Source organism: Streptomyces sp. NPDC005752, assembly GCF_040630715.1.
In the GTDB taxonomy this organism is placed as follows: domain Bacteria; phylum Actinomycetota; class Actinomycetes; order Streptomycetales; family Streptomycetaceae; genus Streptomyces.
This window is the reverse complement of record NZ_JBEXYB010000020.1, coordinates 89,021-107,117: the sequence shown is the minus strand read 5'-3', so window position 1 is coordinate 107,117 and position 18,097 is coordinate 89,021. Positions and strand designations below refer to the sequence as shown.

14 protein-coding genes are annotated in these 18,097 nt (G+C 69.2%); 9 read left to right on the top strand and 5 right to left on the bottom strand.

Features of this window, described 5'->3' with window-relative positions; genetic code table 11:
• Nucleotides 1-30: 30 nt before the first annotated feature.
• Complete coding sequence (locus ABZ441_RS18530; RefSeq protein ID WP_358974885.1) at nt 31-813, top strand: hypothetical protein; 783 nt, start codon at nt 31-33, stop codon at nt 811-813.
• 117 nt (nt 814-930) lie between these two features.
• On the opposite strand, the gene ABZ441_RS18525 is transcribed toward ABZ441_RS18530, so the two are convergent.
• Nucleotides 931-3,939: a family 16 glycoside hydrolase gene (locus ABZ441_RS18525; RefSeq protein WP_358974882.1), complete on the bottom strand. Its 3,009-nt coding sequence runs from the start codon at nt 3,937-3,939 to the stop codon at nt 931-933.
• Nucleotides 3,940-4,354: 415 nt separating this feature from the next.
• Between ABZ441_RS18525 and ABZ441_RS18520 the strand changes: the two genes are divergently transcribed.
• Complete coding sequence (locus ABZ441_RS18520; protein WP_358974880.1) at nt 4,355-5,800, top strand: glycosyltransferase family 39 protein; 1,446 nt, start codon at nt 4,355-4,357, stop codon at nt 5,798-5,800.
• 89 nt (nt 5,801-5,889) lie between these two features.
• Here ABZ441_RS18520 and ABZ441_RS18515 read toward each other — a convergent pair whose 3' ends face one another.
• Entirely contained in the window at nt 5,890-6,930 is a 1,041-nt protein-coding gene (locus tag ABZ441_RS18515; protein WP_358974877.1) for an NAD(P)-dependent alcohol dehydrogenase, read from the bottom strand.
• 171 nt (nt 6,931-7,101) lie between these two features.
• On the opposite strand from ABZ441_RS18515, the gene ABZ441_RS18510 reads away from it, so the two are divergent.
• From ABZ441_RS18510 to manD, 6 genes are all read left to right on the top strand, one after another.
• Entirely contained in the window at nt 7,102-8,046 is a 945-nt protein-coding gene (locus tag ABZ441_RS18510) for a helix-turn-helix transcriptional regulator (protein ID WP_358974875.1), read from the top strand.
• 186 nt (nt 8,047-8,232) lie between these two features.
• Entirely contained in the window at nt 8,233-9,048 is an 816-nt protein-coding gene (locus tag ABZ441_RS18505; RefSeq protein WP_358974872.1) for a FadR/GntR family transcriptional regulator, read from the top strand.
• Nucleotides 9,049-9,280: 232 nt separating this feature from the next.
• The gene (locus ABZ441_RS18500; protein ID WP_358974869.1) at nt 9,281-10,600 is read left to right on the top strand and encodes a sugar ABC transporter substrate-binding protein; all 1,320 of its coding nucleotides are present in this window, start codon (nt 9,281-9,283) and stop codon (nt 10,598-10,600) included.
• Complete coding sequence (locus ABZ441_RS18495; RefSeq protein ID WP_358974866.1) at nt 10,600-11,559, top strand: sugar ABC transporter permease; 960 nt, start codon at nt 10,600-10,602, stop codon at nt 11,557-11,559. Before ABZ441_RS18500 ends, ABZ441_RS18495 begins: the two co-directional genes overlap by 1 nt.
• Nucleotides 11,556-12,410: a carbohydrate ABC transporter permease gene (locus ABZ441_RS18490; protein WP_358974864.1), complete on the top strand. Its 855-nt coding sequence runs from the start codon at nt 11,556-11,558 to the stop codon at nt 12,408-12,410. The genes ABZ441_RS18495 and ABZ441_RS18490 overlap by 4 nt, the downstream gene beginning before the upstream one ends.
• 38 nt (nt 12,411-12,448) lie before the next feature.
• Nucleotides 12,449-13,663, top strand: a complete 1,215-nt coding sequence (manD, locus tag ABZ441_RS18485; protein ID WP_358974861.1) for a D-mannonate dehydratase ManD — start codon at nt 12,449-12,451, stop codon at nt 13,661-13,663.
• Nucleotides 13,664-13,744: 81 nt separating this feature from the next.
• On the opposite strand, the gene ABZ441_RS18480 is transcribed toward manD, so the two are convergent.
• On the bottom strand, nt 13,745-14,248 hold the full coding sequence (locus ABZ441_RS18480; protein ID WP_358974858.1) for a metallophosphoesterase: 504 nt from the start codon (nt 14,246-14,248) through the stop codon (nt 13,745-13,747).
• 219 nt (nt 14,249-14,467) lie between these two features.
• On the opposite strand from ABZ441_RS18480, the gene ABZ441_RS18475 reads away from it, so the two are divergent.
• Nucleotides 14,468-16,486: a GxGYxYP domain-containing protein gene (locus ABZ441_RS18475; RefSeq protein ID WP_358974855.1), complete on the top strand. Its 2,019-nt coding sequence runs from the start codon at nt 14,468-14,470 to the stop codon at nt 16,484-16,486.
• A gap of 96 nt (nt 16,487-16,582) precedes the next feature.
• On the opposite strand, the gene ABZ441_RS18470 is transcribed toward ABZ441_RS18475, so the two are convergent.
• Nucleotides 16,583-17,092, bottom strand: coding sequence for a DUF4396 domain-containing protein (locus ABZ441_RS18470; protein ID WP_358974852.1), 510 nt, complete (start codon nt 17,090-17,092; stop codon nt 16,583-16,585).
• A gap of 265 nt (nt 17,093-17,357) precedes the next feature.
• Entirely contained in the window at nt 17,358-18,080 is a 723-nt protein-coding gene (locus ABZ441_RS18465; protein WP_358974849.1) for a DUF3159 domain-containing protein, read from the bottom strand.
• Nucleotides 18,081-18,097: the final 17 nt, after the last annotated feature.

Below are 18,097 nucleotides of genomic sequence, written 5' to 3'. Positions count from 1 at the left end.
CCCGCCCGTACACAGCCTGCTCGAACTAGGGTGGGACACCAGACCGAGGCCGACGAGGGGGACACCATCGACACCGCCGAAACGGGCCGGAACCCGCTGGACCCCGCCAGCGTGATGAACGCGAAGGAGACCCTCTTCGAGCTCCTGGGCCGTGCGGGAGTCTTCCGGGGCGAGGCCGACGAACTGATCGCCCTCGTGGAGGCCGGCGCGATCGCGGATGCTCACAGCGAGGTCGGGAAGGCGGCGGGAGGCCCGGCCGGCCGGGAACCGTACGCCGTCGGCTGGCACGACGGTGCCCGAGCGGTCGGCGACGAACTCGTCCGCGTCGCCGAGCAAGCCCTTGAGCGCGCCATCGGCCCCGCGATGGCAGGTCCGGTGGGGGTCGGGGCCGGGGGCCATCATCCCGTCGGGAGGGTGGACGTGGAGCGCGCCAAGGTCGCCGTGGCGCCGCTCTATCTCGCGTTCACGGACACCTCGGACCTCGACCCCGAGGTGTCGGACGAGGTCCTCACCGCCGTACTCGGCACGATGAGAGTCGTGGGGCGGGTCGGATACGCCGGGCAGTTGGAGCGGTTCACCGAGTCCCACGGACAGCGGCTGACCCAGCTGTACGCGCGGTACGGGCCACGCAGCAGCATCGCGGTCCACGGCCGCTACTCCCTCCTCCACTCCCCCACGAGCATCGCCGTACTCGAACGCCTCACCGGCGCACCGTCGGCGCTCCGGGCGGAATGGGAGCTCGCCGAACTGCCTCCGGCATGGCTGGAAGGAATCGCCACCGCCTGGAGTGCGTCGGACGCCCCGCCCGCTTGACGCCGCGCCCGGGGGGGCGTCCGCCCGGACGGCACCCCGCCGGCGCGCATGAGCGGAACGACGCGGGGCACCCAGGGTTCGCAGGCGCCCCGCGTCGGTACGGAGCCTGAGGCTCGCTCAGCTCAGCGGTTCGATCCGGATGTTGCGGAACCGCACCTTGTTCCCGTGGTCCTGGAGACGGATCGCTCCGGCCGACGGGCCCTCAGGCAGACCGGCGCCTGTCGGTCCGTCGATCGCGACGTCGTCGTGGACCGTCCGTCCGTTCCACACCACTGTGACGCGTGCGTCGGCGGTCTTGCTGCCGCTGTCGTCGAAGCGCGCCGCGCGGAACGTGATGTCGTACGTCTGCCACGTCTCCGGAGCCGTGGCCGCGTTGCTGTCCGGCGCCTTCTTCTGGTAGATGGCCCCCGCCTCGTTCGTGTCGGGGGTCGTGTCCCCGTAGGAGTCGAGGATCTGGAGCTCGTAGCGGTCCTGGAGATAGATCCCGCTGTTGCCGCGGTCCTGGCCGGTCACCTCGTCCGGCAGCAGCGGTACCCGGAACTCGGCGTGCAGTTCGAAGTCCTGGTAGGCGTCCTTGGTGCGGATGTCACCGCAGCACACCTCCATCGAGCGCTCGGCGGACAGCGGCCATTCGACGCGCCGGCCGTCCGTGTGCTGCCACTGCTCCTGGGAGGCGGCGGTGCCGTCGAAGAGGGGTACCGGGGCACCGTGCGGCAGCACGGTGATGAGGTCGAGGTTGACGTGCCCGGTGTCACCGGGATCGAAGCGGTACGAGAGGGTGTTGGGTCCCGCGTGCAGGCGGATCCGCTCGGTCCTCGTCGACCAGGTGTCCCAGGTGCCGGTCGAGGCGAGCTTCGTCTGTCTCAGCTTCTTCCCGTTGACGTGGAGGGAGAGGGACTTGGTGCCCCGGAAGGGGTCGGGTCCGTTGGAGTACCGCAGGTTCACGTCGTAGTCGCCGACCTTGGGGACCGTCACGTCGAAGGTCGTGGCGGCCTTGCCCTCCGTGTCGTAGCGGTCGACGAAACCGCTGCCCGAGTACCCGGTGTGGTCGGTGTCGAAGCCGGCCGTTCCGGTGAGCCGCCCCTCCTCCGCCTCGTACAGCGTGGCCGCCGCCGGTTGCTTGCCCGGCAGGGCGTTGAGCGTGTACCAGGCCTCCGTGCTCCACAGCGCCTCGCCGGACGCGGAGGCGAAGGGGCGCGGCGAACGGAGGTGTACGACCCGGCCGGGCTTGAGCCCGTCGAGTCGCAGCCGCACGGTGCTGCGGTCGTCGGCGAGGGTCGCCGAGCGCACGGCCAGCCGCTCCTCGGCGACCTTCGGCCCCCCGTAGTCGGACGTCGGGGTGTAGCGCCACTGCTCGGCCCGGTAGCGGGACGTCAGTTCCGCGGCGGTCTCCTCCGACAGCGGTTGGGTGTACTCCAGGTCGAAACCACCGGGAACCGCACGCATCTCCTTGATGTCGAAGGTGTTGCCGCCGTTCGGTGTGAGCTTCTGCAGACCGAACTTCAGCTTCCCTTCCTGGCCCCAGTTGCCGTCGGCGCCGAGACCTCCCGCGTACACCGCGCCGTCGGGCCCCATGGTGATGCGGTTGACGCCCGCTTCGAGTCCTTGCGTGTAGCGGAAGACGGCCCCCTGGTACTGCCCCTTCACCTTTTCCAGGTAGGCACGCTGGAGACCGCCGTAGGTGACGTCGCCGATCAGCATCTGGCCGGCGAACCGGCCCTCCTTCAGGTGCAGGGGGGTGCTGGGCGAGTTGGCGATCTCGTTCTGGGGCAGCCAGAGCACCGGCTGGGTGACTGGCTGGGCGTCGAACGGGCCCGAGGGTTCGGTGTAGTGGTTGAAGAAGCGGTTCTTCTTGATCTGGACGAGTTTCGAGGCGGGCAGCCAGCCGCCCTGGTTGTCGGTGGTGAAGATGTCACCGCCCGGACCCCAGCCGATCCCGTTCGGCGTCCGCAGGCCGCCTGCAACCGCCTCGATCCTGCCCGTCTTCTTGCTGACCTTGTACGTCGCGCCTCGGCCCGGCGCCGGCTGCGGAGTGGTGGTCGCACCGCCGTAGTTGATGGCGACGGACAGGTTCACGTAGAAGAAGCCGTCGCGGTAGAGCAGTCCGAAGGCGAACTCGTGGAAGTTTCCGCCGTACGGCCAGGTGGCGACCGTGCGGTACTCGTCGGTGACGAAGTCGTCGTCATCATCGATGAGTTGTGTCAGCTCGTGCTTCTGTGAGACGTACAGCGATCCGTCGACGTACTTGACGCCCATCGGCTCCCGAAGGCCCTCGGCGACCTTCTTCACCGTCACCTTGTCGCGGCTGGTGGCACCCGTGACGTGGTCAAGGAGGTACACCTCCCCGGTACGGCTCTCGGAGCCACCCCACGTGGAGAGTGCCAGACGTCCGTCGGGAAGCCAGTCCATGCCGGTGACCTGCGGTTCGAAGCCCTCAGGGCGCAGATCTGTGAGGTCCAGGTCGGGGCGCACACCGGCGAGCGGCAGACCGTCACCGGGGCTGTCCGTGCCGGATTCGCACTCCTTCCGGCCCGGAGCGGTGACCCGGACGACCCCGGCATCGGTGCTCAGGGCCTCGCGGGGCACGACTCCGAATCCCTCCGCGCCCGGCGGCCTCCACGCGAGCGTCAGTTGCTGCTCGCCGCCCCGCTCGAAGTAGTCGACCTTGAACGGATGTGACCCGGCGTCGAGTTCGACGGAACCGTCCTTGGGCTCGGCGCCGTGCAGACCGTCGTGGTCGATGACCTCCCGGTCGTCGACGGTGAGCCGTGAGCCGTCGTCGCTGGTGAGGCGGAAGGTGTACGTCCCGTCGGCGGGGACGACCAGATAGCCGGAGGCCTCTGCCACGAAGTTGTCGGCGAAACCGCCGAAGTCGTCGACCGTGGACCAGTCCACGCTGGACATCAGCTTGTCGTGGTTGGGTGTCTGGCCCGGCTTGAGCGTACACAGGGAGCTGAGTGGCACCTGGGTGTCGAAGACGCGCAGCGTGACGCCCGGTTCCTGGGGAGGGATGTCGTCGGGCGCGGCGGCGGCAGGAGGGCCGGCCCAGACACCTCCCGCGAGAAAGCCTCCGACGAGCAGGGCGGTGAGTCGTCTTCGGGCACGCAAGAGCAGCCGTGGATGCATCGGTCCTCCAGAAGGGGGTCGCACTCCGGTCGGGCTGTACTGAACCGCGAAACAGCAATACGCCTACGGTGGCGCCGCCACGCTAGGGGACTTCTGCTGGGGAAGTCCATACTTTGTCATCTGTGAGTTCAAAGTGCGGAGTTCACCTTCGCGGGCATGTGCGCGTCCGGGCCGGGGTGAGGCCGAGATCCACCGCGGGACGGGTGGCGGGCGGGTGCACGGAGGAGTTCGCCCCCGAACCGGGGCCGAACACGCGTACCCCGTACGGCCGTCGAGGCGGTGGGCTCCTGCGTGGCGGATGACCTGCGTCCCGGGATAGTTTCCTCACACACAACTGTTCACCGGGGGCGGACGACGTGAGGCCGAGGTTGACTTCCGGGACCCCTCTTGCCGCCCGGAACGACTGAAAGTCTTCATGATTTCCCATATAGCCGTGTACAGGCATCGTTCGTCCGTCTGGGTCCTCTCGCTGCTGTGGACCTTCGTCCTCGGCCTGTGGGGGTTGTCGCGACAGCACACGCTGTGGCGGGACGAGGCCGCGACCTGGCAGGTGGCACAACGGTCGAGCACCGAGATATGGCAGATGCTGGGACAGGTCGACTCGGTTCACGGGCTCTACTACCTGCTGATGCACGGCCTGTTCGAGTGCTTCGGGCCCAGCACGACGACCCTGCGTCTGCCCTCCGTGCTGGCCATGTCGGTGGCTGCGGCGTGTGTGGCGGCCATCGGCCGCCGGCTGGCCGGTCCAGGAGTGGGTCTGACAGCAGGACTTGCCTTCGGGCTGATTCCGGCCGTGCAGTTCTACCTCCAGGAAGGCCGCCCGTACGCGCTGGTCGTCATGGGCGCCGGCATCTCGACGCTGTTGCTGGTGACCGTGCTCGAGCGAGGTGGCCGACCGGTCCGTTGGGCGGCGTACGCAGGCACGGTACTGGTGTGCGCGCTGCTGAACTGGCTGTCTCTCCTGGTGCTTCCGGCGCACCTGTTGACTCTCGTCCGTGCCAGGGCCGGACGAGAGGTGTGGATGCGCTGGGCGGCTGCCTCGGCGGTCGCTGTCGCGGCCGCGTCACCGTTGATCCTGTTCAGCCGGAGACAGTCGGATCAGGTGTCCTGGATACCACCTCTGACGTGGCACATGCTGATCGGGCCCGCCGTCCTCCTGACGATCGGCGGGATCGGGGCCCTCGCGGATCGGACGCGGCAGGGCCGGCTGTCGGTCGCGGCTGTGGGCCTGCCCCTGCTCGCGGTGCCGCAGGTCGGCCTGATCGGCCTCTCCATGGTCCAACCTCTGTTCCTGGACCGCTACGTGCTGTTCAGCATGCTGGGTCTGGCCTTGCTGATCGGCGCGGCACTGGATGCGGCACACCGTGCTGTCGGCACAGGGTTACCGCAGGTTTCATCATGGTTTCTTCCGGGAGTGGCAGTCGTGACGGTGCTCGCGCTCCTGCCGCAGTCGGTGGCCAAGCGCTCTCCGGCGAGCCGGGTCGATGACGTACTGGCCGTGGCGGAGGACGTACGGGACCTGAAGAAGGCCGGGGACGCGGTGATCTTCATACCGGCAGCCCGGCGCGACACGGCGCTCGTCTCGCCCGACGCCTTCGACGGCCTTCGGGACGTCGCTCTGGTGAAGAGCCCCTCGACATCGGGAACGTTGAAGGGTCTGGAGGGCCGCCCGGACCGGATAAGGACCGATCTCCTGGCACAGCGGCGGGTGTTGCTGGTCACGGACGCGGTGGCGGTGGCCCGTCCGGTGTCGGCCGAACGTGACAAGGCAAAGATGTCCGTCCTGCGGGGCCACTTCGTCGTGGTGACGGACCGACAGGTCCGCGGGCGACGGGTGGCGGTGTACGAGCGGCGCACGTGAGGAGCTGCGCGGAGGCCGACGGGCCCGGGTGGTTCCCGCGGATGACGGCCCGAGGCCGGGCCCCTCGCGGGGCCGGCGGCCGAAGGGCCTCAGATCGTCGCGGTGTCGATCACGAACCGGTACCGGACGTCGCTGTTCAGCACTCGCTCGTACGCCTCGTTGATCTCGGAGGCGCCGATGAGTTCGATCTCCGCACCGAATCCGTGCTCGGCACAGAAGTCCAGCATCTCCTGCGTCTCCTGGATGCCGCCGATACCGGAGCCCGAGAGGGACTTGCGGCCGCCGATCAGGGAGAAGAGGTTGACGGAGATGGGCTCCTCCGGGGCTCCGACGTTCACCAGCGCACCGTCGGTCTTGAGCAGGGAGAGGTAGGCACCGAAGTCCAGCGGCGCGGACACCGTGGACAGGACGATGTCGAACGTGCCGCTCAGGTCCTCGAAGGTCTTCGGGTCGCTCGTCGCGTAGTAGTGGTCGGCGCCGAGCTTCAGTCCGTCGTCCCGCTTCCGCAGGGACTGCGAGAGAACGGTCACCTCCGCACCGAGCGCGTGCGCGATCTTGACACCCACGTGTCCGAGGCCGCCCATACCGACGACGGCCACCTTCTTGCCGGGGCCGGCGTTCCAGTGCTTCAGCGGGGAGTAGGTGGTGATCCCCGCGCACAGCAGCGGCGCGGCCTCGTCCAGGGACAGTCCGTCGGGGATGCGGACGGTGTAGTTCTCGTCGACGACGATGTGCGTGGAGTAGCCGCCGTAGGTGGGGTCGCCGTTCTTGTCCAGAGCGTTGTACGTGCCGGTGTTTCCCTTGGCGCAGTACTGCTCGAGGCCTGCCTTGCAGTTGTCGCACTCGCGGCAGGAGTCGACCATGCAGCCGACGCCCACGCGGTCGCCCACGGCGAATTTGGTGACGCCGGGGCCCGTCTCCGTGACGATGCCGGCGATCTCGTGGCCGGGCACCATCGGGAAGATGCCCTCACCCCAGCCGTCGCGGGCCTGGTGGATGTCCGAGTGGCAGATGCCGGCGAACTTGATGTCGATCAGGACGTCGAACTCGCCGACCGCGCGGCGCTCGATGGTGGTGCGCTCCAGCGGAGCCTTGGCGGAGGGGGCGGCGTACGCAGCGACAGAGGTCATGCCGGAATTCTCCTAGGGAGTGGTCCTGCGCCCGGCAGCTTTCGGTCCGGGCATGCCGTCCAGCCTGCCCCACCTCACAGGATTCACCCAGGCCACGGTTGTGCCTACGTCCGCCGGTCCTACTACTGGCGGGGTCAGGATGGTGCGCGTACGACCGTGGATACTGGACTCATGGAGGAGCAGCCTGAATCCCAGCGGCGTCCCGTGCGTGACCATGCTCACGGCGGCGATGCGGGGCACACCCTGGACCGGCGCGCGGAGCTCAGCGAGTTCCTGCGCAGCAGGCGTGCACGGCTGAAACCGGAGGACGTGGGTCTGCCCGACTTCGGGCGGCACCGTCGGGTCCCGGGGCTGCGCCGCGAGGAGCTGGCCCAGCTGGCCGGGGTGTCCGTGGCGTACTACACACGCCTCGAGCAGGGCAACGGGCAGAACGTCTCCGGTGAGGTGCTGGGCGCGATCGCCTCCGCACTCAGGCTGACGGATGCCGAGCAGGCGCATCTCACGCACCTCGCCAAGCCCAAGCAGCACCGCAAGAGAGGGGCGGCGCGCCAGCAGCGGGTGCGTGGGACCCTCTGTCAGCTGCTCGACACCATGGAAGGCATTCCCGCGTACGTCGTCGGTCGGCGTTCGGAGATCCTGGCCTGGAACCGGATGGCCGCGGCGGTGTTCGGTGACTGGTCGCAGCTGCCTCCGCAGGAGCGGAACTGGGCTCGCCTGGTGTTCCTGAACCCGGAGTACCGCGAGCTGTTCATGGAGTGGGACCAGAAGGCCGCGGACATCGTCAGCTACCTGCGGATGGACGCGGGTTGCCACCCCGACGATCCCCGCCTCTCCGCGCTCGTCGGCGAACTGTCCGTGAAGAGCGAGGAGTTCCGGCGGTTGTGGGCCAGGCACGACGTCAAGGAGAAGAGCCACGGCATCAAGCGGCTGCACCACCCGCTGGTGGGTGGGCTGGCGCTCTCCTTCGAGACGTTCGCTCTGCCCGACGACGCGGAACAGTCGGTGGTCGCCTATCACGCGGAGCCGGGCAGCGCGTCCGCCGAGGCACTCCGGCTGCTCGCGAGCTGGGGCACGGACGCCACCCGGGCCGGCGTGTCCGTCCCCAAGGGGCAGTAGGCGCAAACGTCGCTTCCGCCCGGTCCCGTCCGATCTCCCGCCGCCCTCGGCTCCGACTCGGCCGGCGCCGATGAGGTGATCGGCACAGGGTGGATTCCGGTAGGCCGAAGCCGGCGGACCGCACTGCGCTCCGGCGACGGTCCGATCGGCCGTGTACCGCCTCCGACCGGCCTGTACGCTGCGGGGATGCAGCCGTCCGCCTCTTCCTCCTCCGCTCGGTCCGGCCGGCCCGCGGCTCCCGCCCAGCGTGGGCTGCTGACGGAACGGATCGCACGGGAACTCGAGCACGACATCCGGTCCGGTGACATCTCCGTAGGGACGAAGCTCCCCTCGGAGCGCGAGCTCGCGTCGCAGTTCGGCGCCAGCAGGAACGTCGTGCGCGAGGTGCTGCGGCGACTCGAGGCCCAGCACCTGATCGAGGTCGCGCCGGGCCGCGGTTCCTTCGTGCGGGAGCAGACTCCGGGGCAGGCCAGGGGGTACGACGCGTTGTACCGCGCCGGCCGGCCCACCGTCAGACAGCTGATCGAAGCCCGGCTGCCGCTCGAGGTCGAAACGGTACGCCTGGCGACCGAGCACGCGACGGACGAGGACATCGAGGCGTTGAGGTCGGCGCGGGACACCCTCGAGTCGGCGAGCGATGTCGTCGTCAAGGCCCGTGCCGACATGGCGTTCCACGACGCCATCGCCGAGGCGAGCAGGAACCCGGTACTGAGGATCATGCTCTCGTCGATCAGCGGGATGATGTTCGAGATGATGCTGCGGTCCAACTCCGACCCCTCGATCGGCGAGCCCGGCGTCCCGCACCACCCCGAGATCTTCGAGGCGATCGAGGCGCGCGACGCGGACCTGGCCTGTGAACGCATGCGTGAGCACCTGATGCTCGGTCTGCGCACCTACGGACCGGATCTCGACGTCCAGGTCGACATCATGGCGCGCAACCACATCGAAGCGCTGCTCGACGACACCGGAAACCGGTACGGCACCGGCAGGGCGAGCGAGTAGAACCCGCGACCGCCACCCTGAGCAGGCTGTATCCCCGCTCCCTGTGCCGGCAGGTTCGCAGGCACCTTGCCGGATCCGGCCCGTGAAAGGGCTGTTCGGCGCGCGTCCCTCCTGCTAACGTCCCTCTGGTTCAACTGGTCCTACCAGTTGAACCAGAGAAGCGGAGCTCCCACGGAGGCACGGTGCCCCCGGCGAGCACGAGGCACCACAGCGCAGAGAGACGAGGACGACGATGTCCACGAGCAGCCAGCTCCTCAGCCGGCGCTCCTTCGGCAGGCTGGCGGCGGGAGTCGCGGGAGCTGCCGGGATGGGGGCGCTCGGCGCGTGTACGACCGGGGGCGGGCGGCCGTCATCCGGCACCCCGTTGCGGATCATGGCGATCAACCACGTGTGGTCCCAGGCGATCCGGCGCCGGACGGAGGAGTTCGAGGAGCGCATCGGGCGGCGGGTCTCCATGACTCTGCTCACCGCTGACCAGCTGGCGAGCAGCTACAACGTGAAGCTCAACGCGTCGGGTACCGACGTGGACGTCATGATGGTCCGCGCGCTCCAGGAGCAGCTGCTCTTCGCGCACAACGGCTGGCTGGCCGATCTGAGCGACCGCGTCACGCAGGACGAGGGCTTCGCCTGGGCGGACTTCCAGAAGGCCCCGCGCGAGGCTTCCTCCTCCGGGGGGAAGGTACTGAGCGTCCCGGTGGTGACCGAGCGCCCGGCGCTGTACTACCGCAAGGACCTCGTGGAGGACCTCGGCGGACCGCCGCCCACCCTGGCGCGGTTGATGTCGGCCGCCCAGGAACTCGCCGACAGGAAGCGGGGCTTCTACGGCTTCGTCGGCCGGGGCCAGCGCAGCGGCGCCGTATCCCAGTGGTCGAGTTTCCTGTACTCGCACGGCGGGGACTTCGTCGTGGACGGCAAGTCGGGGATCGGTACTCCGCAAGCCCTTGCCGCGTACGAGTACTACGGCAGGCTGCTCGCGAGCACGGGGCCGCCCGGCGCCACCAACATGAGCCTCGAACAGGCCATGCCGATCTTCGCTCAGGGCAAGGCGGCCTTCTACATCGACGCCGACGCGATCTACAGCAGCTTTCTCGACCCGAAGGTGTCGACCGTGCGTGAGACCGTCGGCTTCGCGCCCTTCCCGGCCGGACCGGCCGGAGCCCGGCCGCACAACATCCCGTCCTGGAGCCTCGGTATCAGCGAGTTCAGCCTGCTGCGCGACGACGCCTGGGAGTTCATCAGGTGGGCCGCCGGGAGCGAGATGACCGCGGCCCTCCAGAAGGACGGCATCCCCGGCGCCCGTACCTCGGTGTGGTCCGATCCCGCGTCCCTGGCCTCCTTCCCGCCGGACCTCGCGGAGGCGATGAGGCTCAACGCGGAGCGGGGCCTTGGCTACGACAGGCCCCGCGTGCTGCAGGTCGGGCGGGCCCGGGACATCGTCGGGCGCCCGCTGGTCGCGGGCATCCTCGGCAACGACGTACGGCCTGTGGCCCGGGACGCCCACGCGGAGTTCGCCGGTTTCCTCGTCCGCGACAACCGCCACAAGGAGTCCTGATGTCCACCACAGAGGTCTCCCCTGCCCGCCCGGCCGCCGCGTCCGGCACCGGGCCGGCCCCCGCGCGACGTCCCCGCACCTTCGAACAGGCCAACCGGCGGCTGAAGTGGGCGATGCTCTCCCCGGCTCTGCTGTTCGTCGGCCTGATGATCGTTTTCCCGCTCGTCTACACCGTCGGCCTCAGCCTGACCGATGCCTTCGGCGCGGTGAACGCGGGCAAGGCGTATGTCGGCCTGCAGAACTTCACCGACGCCCTCGGTGACACCCGCAGGTTCTGGCCCGCCGCGCAGCGCACCCTGGTCTTCACCGTCGGGGCGGTGGTCCTGGAGACGGCCCTCGGCCTCGCCCTGGCGATGCTCATGCGCAAGCCGTTCCGGGGCATGCGGTGGGTGCGTACGGTCCTGATCATCCCGCTGCTCACCACGCCGGTGGCGATCGGCATCCTCTGGCTGCTGATCCTCGACCCGACCAACGGCATAGCCAACCACCTGCTCGCCGGAATCGGTCTGCCCCGGCAGGAGTTCCTCGGCTCCGTCAGCCAGTCGCTGCCGACCCTCATGCTCATCGACGTCTGGCAGTGGACACCCATGATGACCCTGCTGCTGCTCGCCGGGCTGACCACGCTGCCCGAGGAGCCGGAGGAGGCGGCCCGCGTCGACGGGGCGAACGGCTGGCAACGGTTCCGGTACGTCGTGCTGCCCATGCTCGGGCCGACACTGGCCACCGCTCTGGTGCTGCGCGCCGTCGACGCCCTGAAGACCTTCGACATCCTCTACGCCACCAAAGGTGCCGGAGGCGGCTCGGACTTCGAGGTGGAGACCCTGAACGTCTACGCCTACGGGCTCACCTTCGACTACCAGGAGTACGGCCTGGCCGCCGCCGTCCTGGTGCTGTTCACGCTCTTCATCATCGGCGTCGTGGTGCTGCTGCGCCGCCGGAGCGGAAGGAAGACCGCATGAGTGCCACCGTCACCCCCGCACCCGTCACGGCACATCTGCGCCGGCGCACGGTACGGTCCTGGCTGCGCGGCATCGCCATCGCCGTCGTGACGCTCGTCTTCGCACTCCCCCTGGTGTGGATGTTCGCCGCCGCGTTCAAGACCAACGTCCAGGTGACCGATCCCTCCGTGGGCCTGTGGTTCAGCCCCACCCTCGAGAACTTCCGGAGCATCGTCGAGGCCGGACAGATCCTGCGGTCCATGGGCAACTCCCTGCTGGTCGGTGTGGTCTCCACCGTGCTGTCCGCGATCATCGCGGTGCCGGCCGCGTGGGCGGTCGGACGCTTCGGCATGCACCGCACCGGGTCGCTGATCCTGGTCGCGCGCATCGTGCCGGCCATCTCGCTGCTGGTCCCCTGGTACTACCTGTTCGCGCAGATGGGCCTCGTCGGCTCCTACACCGTGCTGATCCTCAGCCAGATGTTCGTCTCCGTCCCGCTCATCATGTGGATCATGATCAGCTTCTTCGCCGGCCTGCCGGTCGAACTGGAGGAGGCCGCGCGCACCGACGGGCTGAGCGCCTTCGGAGCGTTCTGGCGCATCGCACTGCCCCTCGCGGCCCCCGGGACGGCGACCGCCTCGCTGCTCGCCTTCGTCTTCAGCTGGAACAACTTCATGTTCGCGCTGATCTTCGCCGACGACCGCACCCAGACCGTGCCGGTGACCCTCTTCAACTTCATCTCGTACGCGAGCACCGACTGGGGCGGCCTGATGGCCGCCGCGACGCTCATCACCGTCCCGGTGGTCCTCGCCGCCGTACTCGGACAGAAATACCTGGTGGCCGGCCTGACCTCCGGCGCCACCAAGGGCTGAACGACCCTCACCACCGCATTCGGAAAGAAAGTACCCCCATGAAAATTGTCGACGCGAAGGTCCTCGTCACCAGCCCCGGCCGCAACTTCGTCACCCTCAAGCTGACGACCGACGAGGGACTCACCGGCCTCGGGGACGCCACCCTGAACGGCCGTGAACTGGCCGTGGTCAGCTACCTGGAGGACCACGTGGCGCCCCTCCTCGTGGGCCTCGACCCGCACCGCGTCGAGGACACCTGGCAGTCCCTGTACAGGGGTGCCTACTGGCGGCGCGGACCGGTGACGATGGCCGCGATCGCCGCCGTCGACGTCGCCCTGTGGGACATCAAGGCGAAGGCCGCGGGTCTCCCCCTCTACCAGCTTCTCGGCGGCGCGAGCCGGGACCGCGTGGGAACCTACGGCCATGCCAACGGCCGCGACATCCCCGAGCTCCTCGACTCGGTCCGGGCCCGTCTCGCCGAGGGCTACCCCGCCGTCCGCGTGCAGTCAGGCATTCCCGGGCTGAAGGCGGTCTACGGCGTGTCGAGCACGGACGACAGCGGCTCGCCCGTGCTGCACCAGCAGGCCCGGCCGCTGGTGGAGGACTGGGACACCGACGCCTATCTGCGCCACATGCCGAACGTGCTGGAGGCCGTACGCGCCGAGTTCGGCCCCGAGCTGCCCCTCCTGCACGACGCGCACCACCGGCTCACACCGGTCCAGGCCGCCCGTCTCGGCAAGGACCTGGAGCCTTACCACCTCTTCTGGCTCGAGGACTGCACGCCCGCGGAGAACCAGGAGGCGCTGCGCGTCGTGCGCCGCCACACCACCACGCCACTGGCCATCGGCGAGGTCTTCAACACGGTGTACGACTACCAGGCCCTCATCACCGAGCAGCTGATCGACTACGTACGTTCCGCCGTCACGCACTTCGGCGGGGTCACTCCGCTGCGCAAGCTCTTCGACTTCGCGGCGCAGTACCAGATCAAGAGCGCGATACACGGGCCGGAGGACATCTCCCCGGTCGGCATGGCCGCGGCCGTCCACCTCGACCTCGCGGTGCACAACTTCGGCATCCAGGAGTACTCGGGCCACACCCCGCTCACCGAGGAGGTGTTCCCCCACGCCTACACCTTCGAGGACGGCTACCTGCACCCCGGCGAGGCACCGGGCATCGGGGTGGATCTGGACGAGGGTCTGGCGGCCGCTCACCCCTACGAAGCGGCCTACCTCCCGGTCAACCGGCTGCACGACGGGTCGGTCCACGACTGGTGACCTGCCCACAGTTCGTGCGGAACACCGCGCGGCGCGGCCGGGGTGGCCCCTTCCCGGCCACGCCGCGCACCGCGTGGTTCGTCAGACACGAGGCGGAACGCGGTGCAGCTCCACGTCGACGATCCGGCCCTCCGCGACCTCAACGGTCATGTACGTGCAGTACGGCTGCCGGCGCCTGTCGGTCGGCGACCCCGGATTGAGCAGTCGCAGGCCCCCGGGGGCGGTGGTGTCCCACGGGATGTGGCTGTGTCCGAACACCAGGACGTCGAGATCGGGGAAGCGGTCCGCACACCGTTTCTCGCGCCCCTGTGACACCCCCGTCTCGTGCACGACGCCGAAGCGGAGCCCTTCGCACTCCACCCGTGCGATCTCGGTGAGCCTGGACCTCAGCTCCGGCCCGTCGTTGTTGCCGAAGACACCCACGAGGCGCCGCGCACGAGCTTCGAACAGGTCCAGAGTCGCCGCGTCCACCCAGTCACCGGCGTGGATCACGAGATCGGCCGCGTCCATCTCGGCGAGGAGCGGGGCGGGCAGCCGCCCTGCCCGCTTGGGCAGGTGCGTGTCGGAAGTGAGCAACAGGCGCACAGGCACTCTCCTGGTCCGTCGACGCGACGACCGACACCGTCGGCCGGTCCACGATTGTCCGTCAATGCGCTGATCACCTGCCACACGGAGGCAGGGAGAGGAAACGCTCCTCCGGGGATTCCCGTGCGCACCATGGACAACGCCTCACCCTGCCGATACGTTCTCCCCTTGCTTGACAACGATGTCACGAGGTCTCTCCCCAAGGAGTGGTGATCGTCCATGGTGTCCCGGAGAACTCTTCTGCAAGCAGGCGGAGCAGCCCTCGCGGGCGGTGGGCCGGGAATCTCCCTGCCCGGTCGCGCCGGCGCGACAGTGGCCGGTGACTCGGCCCCTCTCCTGCCGTCCTTCGGCCGCCCCACCCGGCTCGACGTCGCCGACATCAGCTCCCTCGGCGGGAACGACCAACTGCTGCTGACGACCCTTCAGGGTGTCGTCAACCGCCGCCGTCCACGCCTCTACTTCAACTTCGACGCCGACGGCGTCGACTTCCGCTGGCTGCCCGGTACCGGCGCCTCGGTCACACGTCACGACGAGGCGCTGGACCTCGTGGCCCGCTACCGAGGTGAGATACGCGGAGCGATCCTGCACGACCCCGGCGTCCCTGACTCGGTGAACGTGGCGACCACGCTGGCCGGCCTGGAGAACGCCGTCGTCGCAACCGCCGAGCAGGCCCGCGAGCACCGCCTGAGAACGGTCGGCGATCTGCGGGGCCGCTTCGAGGCGGACGACGCGCTCGCCACGTACCGCTGGCAGCTGGACCATCTGTTCCCACGCTGCACCCGCACCCTCCTGGTCGGGCTCCCGCCCACCCGGACGGTCCGGGCGGACGACGTGCGGTGGCGCGAGCTCGCACGGGAGACCGAGCGCGTCCGCGACGGGTCGAACCGGCGGGTCCGCACCTTCGACCTGAGCCCGGAACTCTCCGGCGGGGAGGGCGTCTACCTGCGTTTCCAGGACTCGCTCGGCGACGACGGCTGGGGCGCCTCGGTAGGCTCGGTCAAGGTGACCGCCGACGGCGACCTGGTGACGGCCTCCTTCGCGCCGGGCACCCCCGCCGAGGCGCCGTACCTCTTCGACGGCTCGAACTCCTCCCTCGGCGAGAACGCCAACCGGTTCTGCGACGGCGGCGGGTCCTTCGTCTACCACTTCACCCCGCCGGCCGGCACGCAGCGGCTCCTGGTCGAGGTCGACCTGTGGAACCAGTTCCTCGTCTCCGCCACCACCACCGCGCCGACCAGGGTCGAGCCGTTCCCGTACTTCCGGGACTACGCCGTCGCGAGCCGGGCCATGGTCGTCTGGCTGCCTCCGTCCGGCGAGACGGGGGCACTCCTCGACGAGGTCTTCAGCCGGGTCGAGCCCACCACCCCCTACGCAGGCTGGTTCTCCGACGATGTGGCGGGAGAGTGGGGTGGTGTCGACCGCGCCTCTCGGCACGGCATCGAAGTGGTGCCCGCCGACTACTACATGAACGGCACCGTGCACGCCGGCGTCCCCGTGAAGGTCTCGGACAAGGTCCCGCCGAGGCCGACAGCCGCGCTCCGCAACCGCGTCTACCTCACCCTCACGGTCGGCGAGGGCGACAACCTCCAGTACTGCCAACGTCGTATGCGGAACATCTGGGACGACCCGAAGAGGGGCCGCGTACCGGTCAACTGGACCGTCAGCCCGCTGCTCGCGGACATCGGCCCCGCGCTGCTGGCGCACTACCGGAGCACCGCGACCGAGAACGACCTGCTGATCGCGGGCCCGTCCGGGGCCGGCTACACCTATCCCGGCTCCTGGCCCGAGAGTGCCCTGGACGCGTACACCGAACTCACCGGACGCTATCTGCGCCGGACCGGCATGGACCTGGTGTACGCGTACAACCCGCGTGCCGCGGCGGGCGACGGATGGATCCCCTTCGACGAGCGCGTCGCCCGCTCCTACCGGAAGAACACCCCGTTGCGCGGCGTCATCCAGTCCTGGGAGACCGGCGACCTCCGAATCCGCCCTGCGGGACTGCACGTGATCGGCAACTTCTTTCCGCAGGGAAAGGCCGCGGAGTACAGGGACGGGCTGCTGCGGCACATCGAGGGCTGGGACGGCACTGCGCCGCTGTTCATCGCCGGCGCCGTCAACGCCTGGAGCTGGACGCCCAGCGACATCGCCGAACTCGCGGATCTGCTCGGCGCCCCCTTCGAAATCGTCCGCGGCGACACCTTCTTCGACCTGATGAGCCGGGCCGGCCGAGGTTCCTGATTTCGGACCCGAGGCCACGCCTGACACGACCGGGGCAGAGCGTGCCGAGTGGCTTGTCGACCGTCACGGGTCCACCTGCCGCGGCGCCTGTGCGCGTCAGTGGTACTCGTGAACGGCGGCGTGCCCCTTGCCGCGGCCGATCATCCACTTGTTGACCGGGGTAGTGATCACGAACGCCACGGCGAAGCCACCCAGCAGCGAATACCAGAACAGGCTGTCGGACAGGTCTGCGTCCACCGCCCCCGGCGTCAGGGCGATGATGGTGTTGTCGACCAGTTCCATCACCGCGATGGACACGGTGTCGGCGGCCAGCGCGACCTTGACCGCGGCCTTGACGGATACCCCTGCACGCAGCACCGCGAAGAGGGTGAACGAGTAGCCGAAGACGAAGGCCAGGGCGATCGCGAGGATCATGGTCGGTACGTTGCCCCACAGCAGGGCGGTGCCGATGACCATGCCGAGAATCTCGCCGACGGCGCACCCCGTCAGGCAGTGCAGCGTCGCCTTCGCCGCCGTCGGCCAGGATGCCCCGCGGCTCTTGCCCCCGCGGCCCTCGGGGACGGGGTGCTCCTGCCCGGTACCGGAGTGATGCGCGCTGTGGTCCATGCCGCTCGTCCCCATCCGAATTCCAGTGTCCACCCGCCCCACCCGTACTCGGAATGTATACCCCTGCGGGGCATGTGCCCAGCTGGCAACAGCCCCCGCGCGTCAGCCGCGCGGGGGCCGGCCGCCACACGAGCAGGGCTCTCATGCGCCCCAGCTGCCTGGTCACCTCGACTTCCGCCGCGAACACGCCATGGTCAGCTCGTCCGGGGTGACCGCCGACGGATCGGCGCCACCGAGCGCGACGCCGTCATGCGGTTCGAAGCGGTCAGGCGTCTGCGACGGGCGGATGCGCGGGCCGGGCCTTCAGCCGTCGGCCGGAGCTCCGGGCTGCCCATACGACCACCAGGAGGGCCAGAGCGAGCAGCGGGTAGCCCATCGCGATCTTCGCGAAGGCGAGCCAGCCGGTGGCGTTCTCCTCGTACAGCCACTGCTGCACGACGAACCTGGCGGCGAAGACACCGGTGAGGGCAAGCGTCGCGATGTCGTAGTAGCGCCGCGACGGCTTGTCCTTCAACCAGGTGGACGCCGTTCCGTTGAGCGCGCCCCAGATTATTCCGGCCAGCGGGCGGCGCACGAGGACCGAGAGGAGGAAGATCCCGCCCAGGAGGAGGTTCGACCAGATGCCCAACAGGAAGAACCCCTTGGCCGATCCGGTCTTCCAGGCGACGAACGAGGCGACCGCGACGCCGAACAGACCGGAGAGAGCCGGCTGGACCGGTTCCTTTCGCACGAGACGCAGTGCGGAGAGCCCCAGTGCGAAGGCGATGGCGGTGCCGATGGCGGGCATGAGGCCGAGGGAGGCGTTGGCGAGCACGAAGGCCACGATCGGCAACATCGTGTACACCAGTCCTGAGGCCCCGCCCATCTGCTGCAGCGGAGTCTGCACGGCCTTCGGGGCCGTGGCGGGGTCCTGCTCCGGAGGTTCGACGACCTGGTGGGTGGCCGAGTCGGCGGCCGGGCGGCGAGTGGGACGTACGGATTCAGTCATGATGCGCAATCAACTCA

Excerpts from the sequence above, each read along its gene's own strand:
- ABZ441_RS18525 (WP_358974882.1), bottom strand. The coding sequence starts at position 3,939 with ATGCATCCACGGCTGCTCTTGCGTGCCCGAAGACGACTCACCGCCCTG.
- ABZ441_RS18470 (WP_358974852.1), bottom strand. The coding sequence starts at position 17,092 with ATGGACCACAGCGCGCATCACTCCGGTACCGGGCAGGAGCACCCCGTC.
- ABZ441_RS18515 (WP_358974877.1), bottom strand. The coding sequence starts at position 6,930 with ATGACCTCTGTCGCTGCGTACGCCGCCCCCTCCGCCAAGGCTCCGCTG.
- ABZ441_RS18500 (WP_358974869.1), top strand. The coding sequence starts at position 9,281 with ATGTCCACGAGCAGCCAGCTCCTCAGCCGGCGCTCCTTCGGCAGGCTG.
- manD (WP_358974861.1), top strand. The coding sequence starts at position 12,449 with ATGAAAATTGTCGACGCGAAGGTCCTCGTCACCAGCCCCGGCCGCAAC.
- ABZ441_RS18505 (WP_358974872.1), top strand. The coding sequence starts at position 8,233 with ATGCAGCCGTCCGCCTCTTCCTCCTCCGCTCGGTCCGGCCGGCCCGCG.
- ABZ441_RS18510 (WP_358974875.1), top strand. The coding sequence starts at position 7,102 with ATGGAGGAGCAGCCTGAATCCCAGCGGCGTCCCGTGCGTGACCATGCT.
- ABZ441_RS18495 (WP_358974866.1), top strand. The coding sequence starts at position 10,600 with ATGTCCACCACAGAGGTCTCCCCTGCCCGCCCGGCCGCCGCGTCCGGC.
- ABZ441_RS18490 (WP_358974864.1), top strand. The coding sequence starts at position 11,556 with ATGAGTGCCACCGTCACCCCCGCACCCGTCACGGCACATCTGCGCCGG.
- ABZ441_RS18475 (WP_358974855.1), top strand. The coding sequence starts at position 14,468 with ATGGTGTCCCGGAGAACTCTTCTGCAAGCAGGCGGAGCAGCCCTCGCG.
- ABZ441_RS18465 (WP_358974849.1), bottom strand. The coding sequence starts at position 18,080 with ATGACTGAATCCGTACGTCCCACTCGCCGCCCGGCCGCCGACTCGGCC.
- ABZ441_RS18520 (WP_358974880.1), top strand. The coding sequence starts at position 4,355 with ATGATTTCCCATATAGCCGTGTACAGGCATCGTTCGTCCGTCTGGGTC.